The organism is Ruegeria sp. BB1 (assembly GCF_056539465.1).
The window spans coordinates 85,207-104,062 of record NZ_JBQFVB010000010.1 but is presented as its reverse complement, the minus strand read 5'-3'; the positions used below and the strand labels follow the sequence as shown (position 1 = coordinate 104,062).

Here is an 18,856-nt window from a genome sequence, read left to right as displayed (position 1 = left end):
CAACCCGCCTCTCAGACGGATCGTCTTGCCGCAGATTCCGCGTAAGCTCCACTTCGCAGGGAAAAAACATCATCCAGGGGTGCCCTAACTCCTTCAGGCATCCGGGTTGGGTCGAACACCTTTTTGGTGCTTTCAGAACGATCATCAGGTAGCTCAACCTGAATTGTCCCAAGATCAACCATGGTATGTGTCCCACTCCAAGGCACAGTCGGATCAGACACATTGTCAGCGGCGTTCGCGATCACCAACTTCAACGACCAACGGGCGGGACCATCGCAGAGCTTTTCCAGGAACCTGTCATGAAGGAAATCATCCGAGAGGGTTTCCACCTCTTCCTTGCTCAATGCCAAACGCCCACCCTCCGGCTCCAGCAGAATTCGGGCAGAGATTTCCCTTCCACTCCAATCAAACCGATAAGCATGACCAGAGTGGTATTGTTCAGACGAATAACAACGGCAGGGCGCAACAGACTTCAGATATTGTTGGTGTGGCACCGTGTTGGGGTTTGCCTCATTAAAGGCTTCTACCAACTTCGGATCCGGGGCACCGGTGTCCGGATCAGGAATACGAGCGGCAAGAAAAGCCCGGAATTGTGCAGCAGAGTTGGCAAAGAAAACCGGGTTCGAAATTAACGTCAGAACCCAAGAGTCTGATCCTTTTCCGATCTCCAGCCCAATCCCGCGCACCGTAGGGCTTTTGTCACTGATGCCCGGTTTTCCACCCCCAACGGAGAAGCGCGCCGTAGCCTTGCATTCATTGTTCAACATCGGGATTTGAACTCTCGGCTCCTCCGCAGCAGGACAGAAACGCCCCTGTGCTGCAAACCCCTTTGCGTGTGACGCGCGATAGCCATTGTGACGGCCAAACGTTCCATTCAATGCGTCGATCAGTTTTACTGCCTGTGACATGACGTCCTCCTTGATCAGTTATCGAACAGGCCGGGAAACCCTCTTTGAGATGGCTTTATTGCCCATGCATTTTGCTCATTGAGAATTCGTATTTCCGGCAGCGCAGAGCATCACAGGAAATCGATTGATCCGCTGATTCAGTGAATCCGAAGTTATTCTTTTTCAGACAGCCGTTTTCCCACACCATGTGCGTAGATCAACGATCGTGCTTTCAACATGGGATCATTGGATGGCGCAAAGCCTTCGCTCAAGATCAGCGGGTCAAAGTTGATCTCGTCACACTGCCCGTCAGCCTCAGTCATCGCAGCATTCGCTGTGAAACGCGCAGCAACGATTTCTGTGTGATCGCCGGTCCACTGAACAGAGGGATCTTCGACATTGTCATCAGCGTTAGCCAGAACGATAACCATGTCCCAGGACACGCCCCCGTTGGCGATATTGGCCTGCATGTTTTCAATGAAGAAGTCGGGGTGAGTGTCAACAACGATATCCTCCTGCCCCGATGGGCGGAAATAGAATCGCATCGCAGTTTCTTGACCCCCGTCATTTACAAGGAGGAAAGAATTCACGCTGTAGTAGGTTGTACCCTCATGGGGTCGAAGCGATTTATCCAACGCGCCATGATACTCGCTGTAAGTCTTCAATGAAGGATTAGCGGCAGCAAACGCCTTGGTTGCGTCCGCTCCAGCAGCCTTGGAACGCAAAAGTTCGATGAACGCTTTGCTCGTCGGCACCGGAAAGAAGTGTTCCGTGTTCATGGCAATCACGTGCAGGTCATCATCCGGCGTCGTGATCTCCATCGATAGCCCAAGTAGCCCGTATTTGTCGTCTGCTGGATTCGCCTTACCACCCTTGTGGGACACCCGAGCAATAACCGAAGATTCACTAGTGAACAAAGTGCTGTTGGAGTACGTTTCAATCGTCTCGTCTAAGGGTGTAAGCGTGCCCTCAACGCAAAATCCTTTGGTGTGATTGCGGCGTTTACCTTCAGTCACACCAAACAAGTCTTCGAAGGCAGCGAAACCCTTCTCAAAGTCAAAGTCACCTTCTGCGACGGCAGGTGTCGCCACCACAGAAATGCCAATAGCTATAATGCTGCGTCTGATCATTACATCCTCCATTTTCATTTATTTGCTAGCAAATATTTAGCTTCCTAATTATTTGCAAGTAAAAACTTCAGATGCTAAAAGGTGCCCGAAATCAAAAATGAAAGTCGCCATCGTGCCCAAGACGAAAAAGCCTGAGACCGACGAAGATGTTCGGCTAGACAATCAGTTGTGTTTTGCGGTCTACGCGGCCTCGCACAAGATAGAGCAGCTTTACCAGATACTTCTGAAAGCCCAGGGACTAACTTACACCCAGTATTTGGTCTTGATGGCATTGTCCGAAGAGGATGGTGTCTCCATTTCCACTTTGGCAAAACGGCTTGACGTATCCGGAGCGACAATGACGCCGTTGTTGCGGCGCCTTGAGGAAAAAGATCTGTTACGGCGTGAGACGCGGGACGGGAACGAGCGCCAGAAGATTGTCACTCTAACTGAAACAGGACGCAGCATCTGGATAAAAAGCTGCGGGATATCATCTGAAGTCTTTTCCCAAATTGGCCTTACTCAACATGAGGCAGACGACATCATCCGAATTTGCAAGAAGATCGCCAGCAAGTAATCCGTTATCGAAGTGCGAAAGACATCACAGATTTTCTCTAAAATTCTCCAGGTATTTATCCAGGACTTCCAAGCAAGCATTCGCTCTTTGCCATGTTCGCCACAAGACTGATCGCTAGATCTTTAAGCTCACAGAACGATTGCGGACCTGCGATGAGCCCTTACCAGACCTTGATCACACCTCGGTCTTTCGCTCATGCAGCAGGTCGCGAACGCGTACAAAGTTGCCGTTCATTTGTCTTGACGATGTCAACCGCAGCATAGCGTGTTAGTTGTCAGCAATGAACCAACTAACCTCAGCCAAGCGGAAGGCCATACCCTATGCCCTTGCGGTCGTTGGTGTGCTTTTTGCATCCATCTGTTTTGGCCTTGTACCCTATTTTAGCCGTGGGCTCACCGATCAGGGTCTCGCTCCCTATGCGGTTGCCTTTTATCGGTACATCTTGGCAGCGGTTGTCCTTTTGCCCGCACTTGTAATGCATCACTCAAAGTGGCGAGAAATCGTCTGGGGTATGGTTGCGGGCGCAGTGATGGGTCTTGGCTGGGTCGGCTATGTTACTGCTCTTGAGACTGTTCCTGCATCGACGGTTGGCGTACTCTACATGACCTATCCGGTGTTTACGATTGCCATCGCATGGGCGCTTTTTGGTGATCAACCAACGCGGCGCAGCTTTGTTGCGGCTGGATTGATCGTCGCTGCTGCGATATTCGCAGGTTCTCCGACATCTGTGCCACCGGACCAAATTCCAATCCTTCTCGTCTCATTAGCGGCACCTTTCGGTTTTGGCTTCGGCATATGTGTTCTCGTGCACCGCCTGTCACGTATTGCGCCTTTAGCCAGAATGGCGTCAGTCTCGCTTGGGTCGGTCATTGGCCTTGCCCCTCTCATTCTTTCATCCGAGGTCGGCGAAATTCTACCAGAAGGTGGGGACGACTGGGTTCTAGTTGTCGGGTTGGGCCTTGTGACGGCGCTAATTCCGCAACTGATTTACACGATCTGTTCGCCTATTATTGGGGCAGCGCGCACTGCTGTAGTCGGAAGTATTGAACTACCCACGATGTTTGCTGTTGGCGTTCTTGCATTCGGTGAAGTAATCACGGGTACACAGGCGCTGGCCTGCGCGCTGGTTTTGGGCGCGATAGCTCTCACTCAAAGTCGCTCAACTCGAACTGTGACGACCGTGATCAGCAAGGAGCCTGAGAGGTAGCTTTGGTCTCGTTGCCGACTTTCTCTATGGAGAGTTTGGACAAGCAGATAGAGCCCTTAGCCGCCGTTCCCGACCATTTGATAGCCGTAGCCGCACTCGGCCGGTTTGGTCGGGAAGTTGCCGGTTCCAAGGAATTGTCAGTGCAATCTGCCACGCACCAGGTAGGCTTCAATTGTGTCACCACCGAGGGCGCGAATGGCCTCTAATCGGTGCAGACCTTCGATCAACACGAACCTCTTGCTGTCGGCGCGCAATTGGATCGGGGTCTTCTGACCGTTCTTCAATATATCTTCGGCAAGCGTCAGAACTTTATTCTGATCAAGTGTTTTTGCACGTTTTACAGGTACGTAGATCAATTCCAGCGGGTATGGTCTTTTCTCTAGCATAAACTACTTGTGCAACCTTTCGAGCTTTTGGTCAGATTCGGAATCCCGTTCGACAGCGGGCGCTGGTACGTACATCAAAGTTCCGAACGAACAGCGCCGCGCAGTTCCTCATGCATGATCCAAGTTGCTGGTTCATCGTCATTTTCAATATGAGAAAACGCCAGTATCTGAGCAGCGCCATCATTCTCTTCCGATCCGGTTTCGGGAAGATCGAGATCAAGGTATTCAGCGATTAACAGCCCCACTTTTTTGAAGGACTTGAGGGATGCCCCGCGCGATTTGTGGCCTGCTGCCTGAGAGAGCTGGCCAACAGTCAGACCTTCCTTTCCTGCGATTGACAGCGCCCTGAGCATCGCAACCTGCGCCGGTGTAAACCGGACTTGGCGCAATGCTTCTGTGTATTCTCTTTCGCTGGGAACATGAGTCCCGGAGTTTCCTTTCAGACGGCGTTGACCGCTGCGTTTCCGGTCACGTTCTTCAAGAATTTCCTTTAACGCCTCGATAGCCATTGCCGGTGTTTCGCCAACTGCGTCAGCAATCATGGTTTGTGTTTTAGCCGGTGGCTTGGGGAACGCCCGTGCAACGCTGTTGCCGCTTAGAAGGCCGGCTTTTATCAGGTATTTTCCGAACTCTTCTTCAATAACTCCGGATACGTCTGCATTTCGCGACTCTCGAACACTGCGGTCCTGAAATTCTCGCTGCTCCATACCAAGAACTGACGTCCTTGCGCTCTGAAGACTGACTTGAGGGGTTCGATTGCGCATCAGAAAAACACTACAAAGACAACCGCCGCTACAAAAAAAACTGACGCGATAAAAAATTTGATGCCGTAAGTTAAGAGGCGAACCCTTTCAGCTTTGAGCCTTTTGCCCAGATTTTCGTCAATCGAGTCTAGAGTCACAGTTTGATCCTTCCTACTCTGTCAGGGCGACGGTGAATTTCAACAGCCCATTGTCACGGCAAGTTTTCAGCACATGTATCGTTCTGACGTTTAAAGGGTTGATTGCATTCCCACCCATCACTTCTTCGATTCAAATGAGCATTTGATGGGACGATGATTGCAATACACGTGTTTCGACTTGCGCGGAAACCACGCTCGCATTTCCACCCAGAATAGGTGTCAGACGCAAGATATGCGTGATCCGGAATGGCTACAGGCTCGCAACGACTCTCTACTGATCTAAATCCTCTGAGGCACACCCAGCCATCCTTGCTGTTTTTGTCGGTTAGGTGGCCGTTTCGGGGGACATCTATTGTAACACAATCCAGGCCATCTTTGCGAAATCCCCAGTTGCAATGTGTTTCCTGCACGCCAAATCGGGTTTCAACGAATCCGTTTTCCGGCGCAATCACTTCTTCACATTCCTCTCCGAAACGCCGGAACAGCCGATTGCATTTCCAGTGGTCTCCCGTAGAAACGAGGTAGGCATTTTCAGGAACTTCTGTTTCCTCACAAATGCCCCCGACACCCCGGAAACCATGGTTGCACTCCCAGCCTTGGCCATAGGAGTTGCCTGTCGAATATGCGTTTTCAGGTACGTTGTCTTTTAGGCACGATCCGCCCCTGTTTTCGTAACCTTCGTCACAAACCGATCCGCCAGAATTTCCTGCCAATTGAGAGGTTGCAGGCGCGACCTGAGCTGAAAGCTGCGTTCCCGAAATCAACACGAAAAATGTCAAAATCAAACACGAAACATCGCGCGTACGTTTGATTGAAGTCAGGTTAAAGCGGTGCCTGGGGTCGGGCCTATCGGGCATCAGACACGCAGTTTATGAGCCAAGTATTGTTCATGTTTTGCCTTCTTTCATGTGTCGTTCGTCGTCTGAAAAATATCAGGAAACAACTGCGAACGTTTGCGAGTAACGAGTTCGTTTCGAACACCCCAGCGGAACCCGTTCCTAAGCTGGGGTACATGCTACAGCTACTATGAAGGCCATTGGATCGTCGAAGTCGGCAGCATTGCGACGACGAATGAATTTCACCAATGCACTCTTGTGGTTCTTACCCAGCATAGAGTCAAGGAAGTTCCCTGTGCCACAAAGCCCGCTGATGCGCACAAAGCGGACGCAGATTGATGTCTAGGCTGCAAACGCGGCGAATGGCAGCAAAGTGGCCACAATTACTTTATGAAGTTTGACAGAAGGTTTCGATCGCAAATAGCGGTAAGCCCTCTTTCCCATCACCTCCCTTTCGTGGGCCAGCGGGATTTGGACAAGCCAAACGCCCTTGGCCGTCAGGGTGAGGGCGCGGCCCTCCCCCTCGGGCAACGCTATTAGACAGGACCGTGTCCTCGGCTATGCCTGCGGGCCGCACCACCCCTATCGAATAACATTGCCTCGCCCCCTCCCGCGTTCGCCACGTGGCAGATCGGCAGAAACAGGCAGCTTCGCTGTCTGATCTGCAAATCAGCCCAGATTTTCCAAAAGGGAAGCCAGATCAAACGAAACCCTCTGCGGGAGAATTAAAATGGGAATTTGGGGTCAGTTTAAGACGCAGAGGCCAAAATCAATTGATGTCCAACATCGGGGGTGCCTTCCGAAGTCGAACGTTCACCCCGTTTCTGGTCCAACTGTGACGGTTGGGTCAGGTTCGTGTGACGTTCAACAGGAAATGTCAGGCGACACATAGTTTTGCCATTCGGCGACATCTAAATCTTTGATTTTTAATTTCCCTTAAAAAGCACGACGCACGAGTCTTGCCATTTGCGACTCAAAGGTTTTCCATCAATCTGAAGCCATCGCACAGCGGCAATTGCCCTTCTGTTTAACCGATACAGGCAAAAGCCGTATGCATAGGCGGATCGCACACTCTAAATTGCTTTAGGTTGCAACGTGCGAAACATCCCTGTCTGGCGAATAGATGTCGAGGATGTTCCAATGTCCGGTCGTTGGTGTCGGGTTGTTGATCATTGGCACATCGAGCACGGTTGGCTTGCCACTGGCGATTGCCGCTTCCAGTGCGGGCAACAGTTCGTCGGCAGCGCTGAGTCTGTGTCCTTCTGCACCGTAGGCTCGCGCTATGTCGGCATAGCCCGGTCCGTTTGCGGGTGCGGCGGCTGATCCGGGGAATGTGGTTCCATAGGTCAGACCGTAATGCGCTTTTTGAAGGCCAGCGATAGTTCCGAAAGCGTTGTTGTTCATCACCAGCCAGATGATGCCCAGATCAAGTTCAACGGCCGTTGCCAGCATTGACGGGTTCTGACCGAAACCACCATCGCCAACCAGGCTGATCACCACACGATCAGGTGCCGCCAGTTTCGCGCCGATCGCACCCGGAGGGCCAAAACCCATCGTGGCAAAACCACCCGGGGTCAGGATTGAGCCCGGGGTCAGGATATCAAACTGTTGTCCGACACCGTTTTTGTTCCACCCAACGTCCGTCGTGATGATGGCATCTTCAGGCAGCGCTTTTCGGGTATCTGCAAGAATGCGCTCGGGCATCATCGGAAACGCAGTTGAAGTTGCCATTTCCACATTGCGCGTTTTGAAGTTTGTTCGGAAGTCAGCGATCTTTTTTTCCAACGCGGGGCGACTGAAACCCTCTGGATACATCTCGCGGGCCACCCGAATAAGCACACGAAGCGTGGCCTTGGCGTCCGCGATTACGCCGATCTCGGTCGGATAGTTCCGCCCGATCTCCTGCGGTTCGATGTCGATATGAATAACCTTGGAGCCGGGAATGTTGAACGTGTAGCCGGGATACCAACTGGAGCAATCAGCTTCCTTGAAACGGGTCCCAACGGCAAAAATGTAGTCGGCATTCAGGCAGGTCTGATTAACCAGCTCGGTGCCCCAAAAACCAGTCATGCCCAACACAAGCGGATGGTCGTCCCGCAACGCACCTTTACCCATCAGGGAATGCGCGACTGGCAGGCCCATATGTTCAACGAATTCGCGCAACTCTTCGCTGGCTTGCGCCAGCAGGATACCACCGCCGACATAGGCGACCGGGTTTTCGGCCTGTGCCAGAGCCTCAATGATTTCACGCGCGGTTTCATCGCCTATAGACGGTTTCTTGAGCGCGCGGGTGTTGTCGCAGATACGATCAAAGCTGTCCGATGGGATCACCTCTGAAAAAATGTCCATGGGCACATTGACCAGAACCGGTCCGGGTTGGCCGCTTTCTGCCAGATGGAATGCCTTTTCCAAAATCTCGGCCATCAGGTCTGCCCGATCTACTCGCCATGCACGTTTAACAAAGGGGCGGTAGATCTCCCACTGGGCCGCATCCGCGTGTAGGTTCACTTCCTGATGCGGATGCTTGCCGTAGTAATGCGTGGGAATGTCGCCTGCGATCACAACCATCGGGACACAGTCCAGTGCGGCGTTGGCGACCCCGGTGGCGCAATTGGTCAGCCCCGGGGAGAGATGGGACAACACCACCGAGGCCTTGCCCGTCACGCGGGCATATGCGTCCGCCGCGTGGCTGGCGATTTGTTCATGACGCACCGTTACAAAATCAATTGGGCTTTCCGCCAATGCAGCCAAAACCGCGATATTGGTATGGCCGCATAGGCCGAACACATGCTTTACCTCACGGCGTTCGAGGAAGTCGACAATGTGTTCAGCTACGGTTTTTCCGTCCAGTTTCGCTCCGTCCATCACGCGACCTCCTGCCCGAAGAACTCACCGAACAGGTCCGGCTCCGAGGGGCGATCCTCGGGGATCGGACGGCTGACCCAGGTGTAGTTCATCATGTGTTTCATGGTGACGTTTTCATTGGTGATGTTGCCGCCCCAGATGCCGCAACCCAGGCTGCTGGTCATGGGCATCCCATTGGTCCAGGCACCTGCGTTGGCCTTGGATTGTGGCTGTCGCACCATCATGCGGCTGACCGGAGCCAGACGCGCCAACCGGTCAATGTGATCGTCATTGTGGCTGTAAATGCCGCAGGAATGGCCCTTGCCCCCGGTGTTGTAAATCTGGCTGACCGTTTCCAGCGCGTCATCAAATGTGTCGAAGTGATATAGAGCCATCAGTGTGGTCAGTTTTTCCCTGGAGAACTTGTGCTGCGGCCCGATTTGCCCCTGATTTTCGACCATCAGGAATTTGCGATCTTCGGCGATCGAGAAACCGGCGACCTTGGCCGTTTGCTGAGGCGGACAGGCGATAGTCGGGAAGGTACGGTTGCCCTTCTCATCCCACATGGCCGCTTCGAGCATTGCCTTCTCTTCGTCCGAACACAGGTAACCGCCTTCGGCTTGAAGTGCCTTGACCATATCGTCGTAAACCGAGCGCTGGATGATGATGTTGCCGTCCGCCGAACAGCCTGACCCAAAGTCGGAGGTCTTTGAAATACGTGTGTTTTGAGCGGCGACATCCAGATCGGCTGTCTCATCGATGACGATGGAAGAATTGCCCGCGCCGACGCCATAAGCCGGACGTCCCGAGCTGTAGGCTGCTTTGACCATGGGCTTGCCACCCGTCGCCAGCGTCAGGTCACAAATCTCCATCAGATGTTGCGTTAATGGGATCGACGGTTTGCGAATGGATTGAAACAAGTCCTCGGGGGCACCGGCAGCACGACAAGCTGCGCGCATGACCTCGACCATTTCAAAGGTGGTATGGGCGGTTCGCGGATGTGGACTGAAGATGACCGAATTCCGGGCGTTGGCGGCGGATACGCCGGTCACCGGTGGTGTCATCGCTGGGTTAGTCATGGGGATCAGTGACGCGATCACACCGGCAGGTTTGGCATATTTCACCAGTCCTTTTTCCTCATCCACTTCGACGATACCGGTCGATGGAGTGCGCAGGACGTCACGCAGTACCATGTGAATCTTGAATCTCTTCGCTGGACGCCCTTCGCGATCTCCGATGCCGCTCTCGTCCACGCCTTGCTGGGCCAGACGCGTGAAAGTTTTCTCGTTCCCAGCATACCACGCAATGGCCTGAGACAGGCGGTCCAGCCTGTCCTGATCCCAATCCTCGATCTCGGCCATGGCAGCGCGGGCGCGTGCCAGCATATCGGCCGCCATGTTGCGGTCGTTTTCAGTGAGCTCTTTGCCCATGGTGATCCTCTTGGTGTTTTAGAAATGCAGCATCAGGCGTGCGGCGCTGTGACCGCGCTTCGCCGAATGTTCGCTTGGCGTGGCTGAGACAGCGACGCGCGTGTTCTTCATATCCCAACTCGGCAACGCGGCTTTGGTTGGGCAGTTCAATAGAATAGTCGACGGGCGGCATCCGTTCGATGATGCCGTTGAAATCGATCCAACCTTCGCCTGGGTACAACCTCGCATCGCGGGCCAGTTGGATCATGCCCTCGCGCGTATCGGCGATGCCGGGCAGGCAATCAGAGATATGCAAGAAGTGAAACAACTCCGAGGGGACGTGCAGAAGCTCTCCGAGATCCACGCGGCTGAGGTGCAGATAAAGCGTATCGACCAGAATACCGCCATTCGGCTGATCAGAGGCGCGGACAATATCCAGCGCCTCATCCAGAGTGCGCAAGCGAGAGAAGCTTGGGAACTCCAGATCCACCGTCAGCCCATAGGGCACGGCCAGTTTGCAGGTCTCTGAATAGACGTCGATCAGAAAATCACGATCATCACGGGTATTGGTCCACGCGCTCATGATCATGCGCTTGGCACCCAGTTCTCCGCCGATCTCCAGAGAAGGCTCAAAGCTGCGCGGATCGACATCTTCAGTGATGCGCGCAAGCTCGACATCAAGGACCTTCAAGCCGGTGGTAGAGAGAGCAGTTTTGGTGGCCTGGACCTGCGCCTTGTCGATTGGAGATTGAGTGAATTCACCGGGCACATGCATCGGAATGAACCGAGGACTGACAGCATCGTAACCGGCCCGCGCGGCGATATAGACCAACTCGGGCGGCGTGCAGCCGATCAGCGTCAGATGCGCCAAGGAATAGAGAGAGGGGCTTGCGCCAGCCTCTTCGGGTTTCACCATGAACGACAGCTCCAAGCGTCTGCGAATCTCATTTTCATCACACGTAATAAAAAATATCTGATATTTTTAAAATATCAACTTTTAATACTAAGCAGAAAACGAAAACGCCCGGGCAATGGCCCGGGCGTGTTTAACCTTCGTTTTGGCAAAGCTTTAGATAGTGACCCAGTCGCCTCCGGACTGGTGAGAGCGTACAGAGGCATCAATGAATCGGACACCGTCTGCGCCTTGTTCGACACTGGGATAAGCAAGCCAATCGGCCGGAACTGTAACGCCATCCCGACGCGCAGCTACGGCCATGGCAAATTCCGTATAGAGGTTGGCCCAAGCTTCGATAATCCCTTCAGGGAAGCCACGCGCGGTACGGACCAGACGTTCCGCGCCGGGGCCAATGCCGTGCCCGTGACCTCGGCTGATGATACGATCCGGCTCACCGAACCGATTGAACTTCAGCTGTTCCGAATTCTCCAAGCCCCACTCAAGACCGCCTTCGCTCCCGAACATCCGCAACCGCAACCCACCCCGATTTCCGGGGGCAAGGCGTGTTGCCATCAAGGTTCCGGGGACTTCATTTTGGTAACGGGTGAACATGAAAACTGTGTCTTCCAAAGGCTTTGGCGCACCGCAGACATGAAACTCGGCCCTCACGTCGGTCATCGGCACGCCCGAGACAAAACTGGCAAGATGCGCGGCATGCGTGCCTATATCGCCGACACAACTGGTCGGGCCTGAAATCTTGGGGTCCAGCCGCCACTTTACATGAGGCGCATCAGCAACATCATCGGGCGTCATCCAGTCTTGCATGAACTCGACGTGGATTTGGTTGATTTTACCTATGCCGCCTTCCGCCACGATTTGTTTGGCCTGACGGATCACCGGAAAACACGACATCGCATAGCCGACGGCAAAGACCTGCCCCGTGCGCGCGGCGATCTCCTCAAGCCCCTCGGCCTCGGCAACTTCGTTGGTCAGGGGCTTGTCGCACAGTACATCAATGCCTGCCTCCAGAAACGCTTTGGCCGCGTCGAAATGGACGTGGTTCGGGGTAGTGATCATGACCGCATCCACGCCATCCGGGCGCGCCGCCTCAGCCCGCGCCATTTCGTCGAAGGACGCATAACACCTGTCTGACGACAGGAACCACTGAGCCCCACGCGCTTTGCTGCGCGCGGCGTCAGAACTGAGCGCTCCTGCGGTGACCTCCCACCGGTCGGTCATCCGCGCGGCCGTTGCCTGCGTGACAGAGATACGTCCACCGCCGACGACGCCCAGCCTCAAACGGCGAGAAAAGCGGGGGAAAGGGCCGTCAAAGTTCAGGTCTTCGGGTAAAAGTCTCTCAGCCATTCTGAACCTCCATTTCCGGGGCCCGTACGCCTTCTGGCAGCATTTCCACCGCCATGAAGATGCTGGGGGTAATCGTCTCGTATTGATGCCAGGGATAGTTGCCTTCAGCGTCATACATCGGCTTGTGCGTCGTGCCGGGGGCCATGAATTCTTCGAGGTAAAGGGTTTCAACGTCCCGTTCGCGGCATTGCTGCATTTTGCCAAAGCCTACGATTTGCGTATGCACTTCGCGAAACCCCGGTACCGGGCAGAACGGATGATCCTTGTGCAATCCAACATTCAGCGGCACCGAGCCCGAGTGATACATGGTCAGTCCGACGTTACCCACGAAGACCTTTGGTGACATGTAGTGGCTGACGCCACGCAGACGCTCCTCTTGGCGAACATCAAAAGCAGATGGCCATGTATTTTTCACCCATGCAAACAACTCGTTGTCATCGGCATGGGCGTCGAAACCGTGGACAATTATTGCGCGTTCCACGTTTTGGATGGTGCTGTTCTGTACGATCACAGACGAAAGTGGCGCAACGATCTGATCCTCGACCGAGAAGTCCCTCCCCCCAAGGCTCAGAACAATGGCGCGGCCCTCGACAGATAATCGGTCTTCATTGGTGATGTGCTGGACACGAAAGAACGGCTGGGCAAAGTCGAGTGTCTCAATCGGCATGGACCAGCTCCTTCCTCTCAGTGTTCAGGAAATCGACCGGTAGAGGCGCCGGGGCCACGCAACGGCTTTCTATTGTCTGATAGGCGCCAAATTTCGGCGCCCGTTCAATCGCGTCCATGACCTCGAAAACGTGGTAGGCAAGCGCTCCACTTGCACGGGGTTGGCGTCCTTCTTGTGCCGCCAGGGCCAGATCCAAAAGGCCGAGCCCGCGGCTGTCTTCATTAAACCCATGTTTGTTCTCGACCACCTGCCAGTCTTCGCGACCGGCTGGACGGGGCTGATAAGACCAGCGCGAGGTGTCTCGCGTCTTCAACCAGACATCCCCCTGAAAGACATTGGCACCATGAACCGGGTCAGGGTCAGGGATGCTGATGGTTCCGTTTTCACCATAGATTTCGAACCGTGGGGTTTCGCTGTCCCAAATGTCGAAGCTCATGGTCATCGACCCTATAGCTCCGGATGAGAACTGCAGCAGGCTCAGGGAGTGCGTGTCGACCTCGACATCCATCCATTCGCCGTTGCGCGGGCCGTTTTCGATCATACGCTCCTCAAAGGTCCGCCGTGCCATTCCAGCGACCCGGTCAATTGGTCCAAGACAGCAGATCATCGCGGTCAGGTAGTATGGGCCAAGGTCCAGCAAGGGCCCGCCACCGGCCTGGTAGTAGAAATCCGGGTTGGGATGGTGGCGCTCCGTCCCGTGGGTCCCGACATGGGCAAAAACCCCTGTCGGTTTGCCAATAGCACCCTCGTCGATCAAGCGCCGAACGGTCTGCCAGCGACCGCCCAGAAACGTGTCGGGTGCGCAGCCGACCAGTAACCCCTTTTCAGAGGCCATGTGCAGGATCGCCTTACCATCCGTTCGATTCATAACCAGTGGCTTCTCGGAATAGACGTGTTTGCCCGCCTCCAACGCGCGTAAACTGATTTCCGCATGCGCCGCCGGAATTGTCAGATTCAGAACGCAGTCGATCGTCGGATCGTCAAACACTTCATCTGGCGTGCAGGCCTTGGCGACACCGTATTGATCCGCTTTGGCGCGGCTTTCCAAAGGATCAAGGCTTGCACAAGCCACGACTTCGACGCTGGAGAATTTAGATAGTGTTTTTAAATAGATATCGCTGATACGACCACAGCCGATAAGGCCGACCCGGAAGGATTTCGGTGTCTCACGTGTCATCATTCCTGTCTTCGTAGAGGGGCAAGTAATTTGGGGGCATGGGCCCTTTGTTCCGACCACCCTGGTTCATCTGTTCCCAAGCATGGGCGAGTATTCCAACCGAGCGGGACAAGCAGAATAGCCCCCGCGACAAGGGCGCAGGAAAGCCAAGCTCGCAGAAGATCACAGCTGTCGCGCCATCAATATTCATGGCAATCGGTCGACCTCCGCGTTGACGGGCAAGTTCGGCCTGAACCTCTTCGCCAATGTCGGCAAACCGGCCTGAAACTGTGCCTTCCTTTGCCGCATTTCGAACTAGTTGCATAAGCCGGGGTGCACGTGGGTCGGTGGGCTTGTGGAACCTGTGACCAAAGCCCGAAACGATCTTGCCGTAGGTCTCACGCCAGCTGTCCAAGCCATCCCGAACAGCGTCATTCAGTGAAGCTCCCGCATCCATGCGGGCCGCGATATCATAGTACAGCTCTGCGCACTGCTCTCCTGCCCCACCATGCACGTCGCCCAGCATGTTCACCGCAGTCGCCATCGCATTATTGAGACCCACCCCGCAGGTGGCGGCCATACGCGCAGCCGCGATCGAGGGAGCCTGTGGACCGTGATCCACGCCTGCGACCAAAGCGGCCTCGAACAGGCGCGCTTGCGCGTCGCTGGGCAAACCGCCCCGTACCATCAGCCAGATCATTTGCGGGAAAGATACGTTCCCGATCAGGTCCTCTATGGCATTGCCACGAAAAGCGATCTTTCCGGGTTTCATGTCGACGATGGATGTGCGCCACCATTGGCGAACGGCGCGCTCATCCATTGTCATGTTTTCATCCAGCACGGTCATTGAGTTTGCACCTCTTTCACGGTCTGGATTTTGCTTTGCGCGGCGAGGCGAATGGGTGCGTTACGCGCGCCATAACCGGCATAGCCCATGCGGCGTTCAACAATTTCGAAGAAGAAGCCGTTAAAGATGGGGCGGCTGTATATCTGAAAATACTCGGCACCTGCTGCCCGATCGTAGAGAATGTTGCCTCGGCGCAGTTGGGCGATCAAATCGTCATCCAATCCGAAAGTCGCTTGCAGATCAGCGTAGTAGTTTTCTGGGATGGACAGGCTGGGAAAGCCGGAGTTGAGCAATTGGTCTGAAGTTTCAAATATATCGTCAGACTGGAAGGCGATGTGCTGAACACCAGCCCCAAAGCCATCTTCAAGGAACGAAGCGGCCAGAGTTCGGCGACCAACTGCCCCGTTCAGGTTCAGGCGCACTTCGCCTTCGGGGCTTTCGATGGCCTGGCTTTGCACGACGCCGGACGGGTCGGCCACATTCACGATAGGCGACTTCTCCATCTCAAAAGTCGAGATGTAATACAGTAGCCAGCTTTGCATTTCATCGTGGCTCATCGTCTGTGCCAGATGGTCGATACGGCGCAAACCGGCGGGCTGGGTCGCTTTGGTTTTTGCTACCGGCTCAAATTCGATATCCCAAACCCGATGCAGATCGGATTTCTCATCAATGAAATGGACGACATTGCCGCCGACACCACGGATGGCCGGAATATCCAGCTCTCCTGTTCCCACGGGCTGCGAGAAATTCGGAGCGCCCAACGCGGTCGCACGCTGGACCGTCTGATCCGCATCTTTGACACGCAACCCCATGTCACAAACCGAGGGGCCGTGGCCCAGGAACGCCGACTGGGCAAAACCGTCCTTTTCGGTATTCACTACGATGTTGATAGCCCCCTGCCGCCACAGCTCGACGGACTTGCTGACGTGCTTTCGCTCCATTCGAAAACACATTGCTGACAGCATGTCTGCCAATTGGGTCCCACTCGTTTCGTCGGCTGTAAACTCAACGAATTCGAAGCCTGAGGCGTAAACGCGTTCAGGCAATTTCGGGATATCAAAGTTCGTTCCGGGCTCGGTCCGCGACACCTCGTCCAAGAGGTTCACCAGCGACCTATAGCTGTCTCGGGCAAGTGTGCGGCCACCGGGTTGAGGAGCTGCTTCGTTGACGCGCGCAATAGACCAAGGCCCCTTGTACCCGGCGCGGGACAACACCCGCACGAAACCTGCAAGGTTCAGCGATCCGAGCCCTGGCAGAAGCCCAAAGTGCCGTTTGAGCCGACGTATATCCATCTCAAGCCGGGGTGCATCGGACAGTTGCACATGGAACAGCCGCTCTCCGGGAATGTCCCGAAGGCGGGCGGGTTTGGACCCGTCGGCAAGCGAGAAGAATGAGTTCAAGGCCAACCCCAAATGAGGGCTGTCGATGGCTTCAACGACGCCTAACGCCTGCTCATCCGAGTGAACAAGATCCGACCATGGCAAGCCCATATAGGCCAGACGCAACCCCATCTCTTGCGCGATCTTGGCCGCCTCGCCAAGGTCCGCGATTACCTGTTCTTCGGTTGCAGCGGCATCGACCTCGTAAGCAGACCCGATTAGCAGTAATTCTGTTCCCAACTCGCTCATCAGGTCGAGTTTGCGCTTTAGCCGAGCAAAAGCGCGCTGCCGACCGCTGCCGGATTGACCTTCGAGGTTATGGAAGGGTTGCAGCAGGCAAATCTTCAGGCCGAGGTCTGATGCAATATTCCGGATTTGCGATGGCGGCCCATCAAAAGCGGTCAAATCCGGTTCGTGTAGTTCGACACCCCCGAATCCTGCGTCAGCGATAGCACTCAGCTTTTCAGCCAGATCACCGGGGATCGACGTTGTCGAAACCGAAAGGCACATTATCCCTGATATCCAAACATACGCGGCAACCACAGGACCAGATCAGGCATCAGCATCATGATCACCAAGGCGAAGATGAGAACCGCGAGGAAGGCCCAGATTTCCGAGATGATTTCGCGCAGCGGAATATCCGTCACGGCGTTGATCACAAAGAGTAGAATGCCATAGGGCGGCGTGATCAGACCGATCATCGAGTTCACGACGACCAGCACTCCGAAATGCACCAGATCAATCCCAAGCGCTTCGCAGGTTGGAATGAACAGAGGCACGATCACAAGAATGATCGTTGTCGCGTCCAACACGCAACCCAGCGCGAGGATCAGCAGGTTAACCAGGATCAGGAAAACAATCGGACTAACATCTGAACCCTCCAGCAGTGCCGAGATCGACTGTGGAATCTGTTCCTGAATGACGATGAAGTTCAGAATGAACGCGCCACCAATGACCACCCCGACGGCGGCGGAAGAGCGCGCGCTGTCGACGAACACTTGATAAAGACCACGGAAGGTTAGTGCGCGGTAGAACAGCGCTGCCAGTAGCAGGGCGTAGAATGCAGCAACTGCGGCGGCCTCTGTCGGAGTAGTGACGCCGCCATATATGCCGTACAGCAGAATTGCGGGCATCAGCAGTGCCGGGAACGCGTTGGCGGTTTTAGCCGGCAACTCGCGCAACGGAACAGGTTCTTCCAATGCAAAGTTCCGCTTTCCAGCCAGATAGTAGTTCATCGCCATAAGAACGACACCCATGATCAGGCCCGGCAGAATGCCAGCAAGGAACAGCGACCCGATAGAGGCCTTTGAGACCAGCGCATACAGAACCATCGGGATCGAAGGCGGAATAATCGGGCCGATCGTCGCCGAAGCCGCCGTGATTGCGGCTGCATAACCTCGGCTGTAGCGGCCATCCTTGGTCATCATTTCAATGATTATCTTGCCGATCCCTGCAGCATCCGCGACGGCTGAGCCGGACATGCCGGAGAAAATCAACGACGCCACAACATTGACGTGCCCAAGACCACCCTTGAAACGCCCGACCGCCGCGACGCAAAAGTTCAGCAACCGGTCTGTGATCGATCCCGCGTTCATGATATTGGCGGCAACGATGAACAAAGGCACGGCAAGCAGGATCGTGCTTTTGTAGAAACCCTGCAGGATTTTTTCACCCGCCAGTGCAACGTCCAGACCGGCGACACCCAGATACATAAGTGACGCCAGCAGGATGGAATACCCGATAGGAGTCCCGATGCCTGCCAGAACAAAGAGTGTGAGCAGGCAGGAAAGAAGTTCGAAACTCATTTGCTTGCGTCCTCGTCGTCTTCCACATCAACACGGGGATGTTCGTCGACCACGTTGTATCCCACGACCATTTCAAGTTCGGTTTTTGGTGGGCCGTTGCGCATGATGTCAAAAAACAGCCATGCATACCGCGCCGCTACGACCAGCATGAACACGGCATAGATCGAGAACACGGTGCGCAGCGGTATCTTCTCACCCGAAAAGGGATTACGTACCGTCGCGGTTTTGCGGATTTTCATCCAGTCGATGTAGTCCCAAGTCGGTAGGAAACTATAGAGCATCCCGACCACGATTGCCGCGGCCGCCAGCATCGCAAATACCTGGCGCACCCGCATCGGTACCGAAAGGTAGATGATGTCGAACTTTACGTGATCCCGCTCGCGCACGATGAAAGCGCAGCTGAAAAAGATCACCCAGACCCAGAGGATGCCGATCAGTTCTAGCGTCCATCCGGCAGGGGTGAAGAAATAGCGCAATAGAATTTGCAGAAGGAAGATCAGGAAGATTGCCGCCAGCATCCCGCCGGCAATCGCTTCGGTCAATCGGGAGAACCCCTTTATGAAGCCTTTCATTGTGGTTCTCCCTC

17 protein-coding genes are annotated in these 18,856 nt (G+C 54.7%); 2 read left to right on the top strand and 15 right to left on the bottom strand.

Features of this window, described 5'->3' with window-relative positions:
- Positions 1 to 11: 11 nt before the first annotated feature.
- Positions 12 to 908, bottom strand: a complete 897-nt coding sequence (locus ACR0AL_RS18225; RefSeq protein WP_170351588.1) for a catalase — start codon at positions 906 to 908, stop codon at positions 12 to 14.
- A 152-nt stretch (positions 909 to 1,060) separates the two neighbouring features.
- A complete protein-coding gene (locus tag ACR0AL_RS18220) occupies positions 1,061 to 2,017 on the bottom strand; it encodes a catalase (protein ID WP_174820559.1) in 957 nt (318 codons plus the stop codon).
- A gap of 97 nt (positions 2,018 to 2,114) precedes the next feature.
- Between ACR0AL_RS18220 and ACR0AL_RS18215 the strand changes: the two genes are divergently transcribed.
- Both ACR0AL_RS18215 and ACR0AL_RS18210 read left to right on the top strand, forming a co-directional pair.
- Positions 2,115 to 2,573, top strand: coding sequence for a MarR family winged helix-turn-helix transcriptional regulator (locus ACR0AL_RS18215; protein ID WP_170351589.1), 459 nt, complete (start codon positions 2,115 to 2,117; stop codon positions 2,571 to 2,573).
- Positions 2,574 to 2,853: 280 nt separating this feature from the next.
- The gene (locus tag ACR0AL_RS18210) at positions 2,854 to 3,780 is read left to right on the top strand and encodes a DMT family transporter (protein WP_480664136.1); all 927 of its coding nucleotides are present in this window, start codon (positions 2,854 to 2,856) and stop codon (positions 3,778 to 3,780) included.
- 137 nt (positions 3,781 to 3,917) lie between these two features.
- Here ACR0AL_RS18210 and ACR0AL_RS18205 read toward each other — a convergent pair whose 3' ends face one another.
- From ACR0AL_RS18205 to ACR0AL_RS18145, 13 genes are all read right to left on the bottom strand, one after another.
- Positions 3,918 to 4,166, bottom strand: a complete 249-nt coding sequence (locus ACR0AL_RS18205; RefSeq protein WP_170351593.1) for a ParB N-terminal domain-containing protein — start codon at positions 4,164 to 4,166, stop codon at positions 3,918 to 3,920.
- A gap of 74 nt (positions 4,167 to 4,240) precedes the next feature.
- Complete coding sequence (locus tag ACR0AL_RS18200; RefSeq protein ID WP_480664134.1) at positions 4,241 to 4,873, bottom strand: hypothetical protein; 633 nt, start codon at positions 4,871 to 4,873, stop codon at positions 4,241 to 4,243.
- Positions 4,874 to 5,120: 247 nt separating this feature from the next.
- Complete coding sequence (locus ACR0AL_RS18195; RefSeq protein WP_480664132.1) at positions 5,121 to 5,924, bottom strand: hypothetical protein; 804 nt, start codon at positions 5,922 to 5,924, stop codon at positions 5,121 to 5,123.
- Positions 5,925 to 6,986: 1,062 nt separating this feature from the next.
- Positions 6,987 to 8,768, bottom strand: coding sequence for a thiamine pyrophosphate-binding protein (locus ACR0AL_RS18190; RefSeq protein WP_480664131.1), 1,782 nt, complete (start codon positions 8,766 to 8,768; stop codon positions 6,987 to 6,989).
- On the bottom strand, positions 8,768 to 10,177 hold the full coding sequence (locus tag ACR0AL_RS18185; RefSeq protein ID WP_170351599.1) for an aldehyde dehydrogenase family protein: 1,410 nt from the start codon (positions 10,175 to 10,177) through the stop codon (positions 8,768 to 8,770). Before ACR0AL_RS18185 ends, ACR0AL_RS18190 begins: the two co-directional genes overlap by 1 nt.
- The gene (locus tag ACR0AL_RS18180) at positions 10,158 to 11,072 is read right to left on the bottom strand and encodes a sugar phosphate isomerase/epimerase family protein (RefSeq protein WP_170351601.1); all 915 of its coding nucleotides are present in this window, start codon (positions 11,070 to 11,072) and stop codon (positions 10,158 to 10,160) included. Before ACR0AL_RS18180 ends, ACR0AL_RS18185 begins: the two co-directional genes overlap by 20 nt.
- 153 nt (positions 11,073 to 11,225) lie before the next feature.
- Positions 11,226 to 12,416 (bottom strand): Gfo/Idh/MocA family protein, encoded by a 1,191-nt coding sequence (locus ACR0AL_RS18175; protein WP_170351604.1) that lies wholly within the window; start codon positions 12,414 to 12,416, stop codon positions 11,226 to 11,228.
- The gene (locus ACR0AL_RS18170) at positions 12,409 to 13,083 is read right to left on the bottom strand and encodes a hypothetical protein (RefSeq protein ID WP_170351606.1); all 675 of its coding nucleotides are present in this window, start codon (positions 13,081 to 13,083) and stop codon (positions 12,409 to 12,411) included. Before ACR0AL_RS18170 ends, ACR0AL_RS18175 begins: the two co-directional genes overlap by 8 nt.
- Complete coding sequence (locus ACR0AL_RS18165) at positions 13,073 to 14,260, bottom strand: Gfo/Idh/MocA family protein (protein ID WP_480664129.1); 1,188 nt, start codon at positions 14,258 to 14,260, stop codon at positions 13,073 to 13,075. The genes ACR0AL_RS18170 and ACR0AL_RS18165 overlap by 11 nt, the downstream gene beginning before the upstream one ends.
- Positions 14,250 to 15,086 carry a citryl-CoA lyase gene (locus ACR0AL_RS18160; protein ID WP_254440267.1) on the bottom strand — a complete coding sequence of 279 codons (837 nt, stop codon included), beginning with the start codon at positions 15,084 to 15,086 and terminating at the stop codon, positions 14,250 to 14,252. The genes ACR0AL_RS18165 and ACR0AL_RS18160 overlap by 11 nt, the downstream gene beginning before the upstream one ends.
- Entirely contained in the window at positions 15,083 to 16,975 is a 1,893-nt protein-coding gene (locus ACR0AL_RS18155; RefSeq protein ID WP_170351609.1) for a bifunctional sugar phosphate isomerase/epimerase/4-hydroxyphenylpyruvate dioxygenase family protein, read from the bottom strand. The genes ACR0AL_RS18160 and ACR0AL_RS18155 overlap by 4 nt, the downstream gene beginning before the upstream one ends.
- Positions 16,975 to 18,270 (bottom strand): TRAP transporter large permease, encoded by a 1,296-nt coding sequence (locus ACR0AL_RS18150; protein ID WP_074736095.1) that lies wholly within the window; start codon positions 18,268 to 18,270, stop codon positions 16,975 to 16,977. Before ACR0AL_RS18150 ends, ACR0AL_RS18155 begins: the two co-directional genes overlap by 1 nt.
- Positions 18,267 to 18,842 (bottom strand): TRAP transporter small permease, encoded by a 576-nt coding sequence (locus ACR0AL_RS18145; RefSeq protein ID WP_170351611.1) that lies wholly within the window; start codon positions 18,840 to 18,842, stop codon positions 18,267 to 18,269. Before ACR0AL_RS18145 ends, ACR0AL_RS18150 begins: the two co-directional genes overlap by 4 nt.
- Between the last annotated feature and the right edge of the window lie 14 nt (positions 18,843 to 18,856).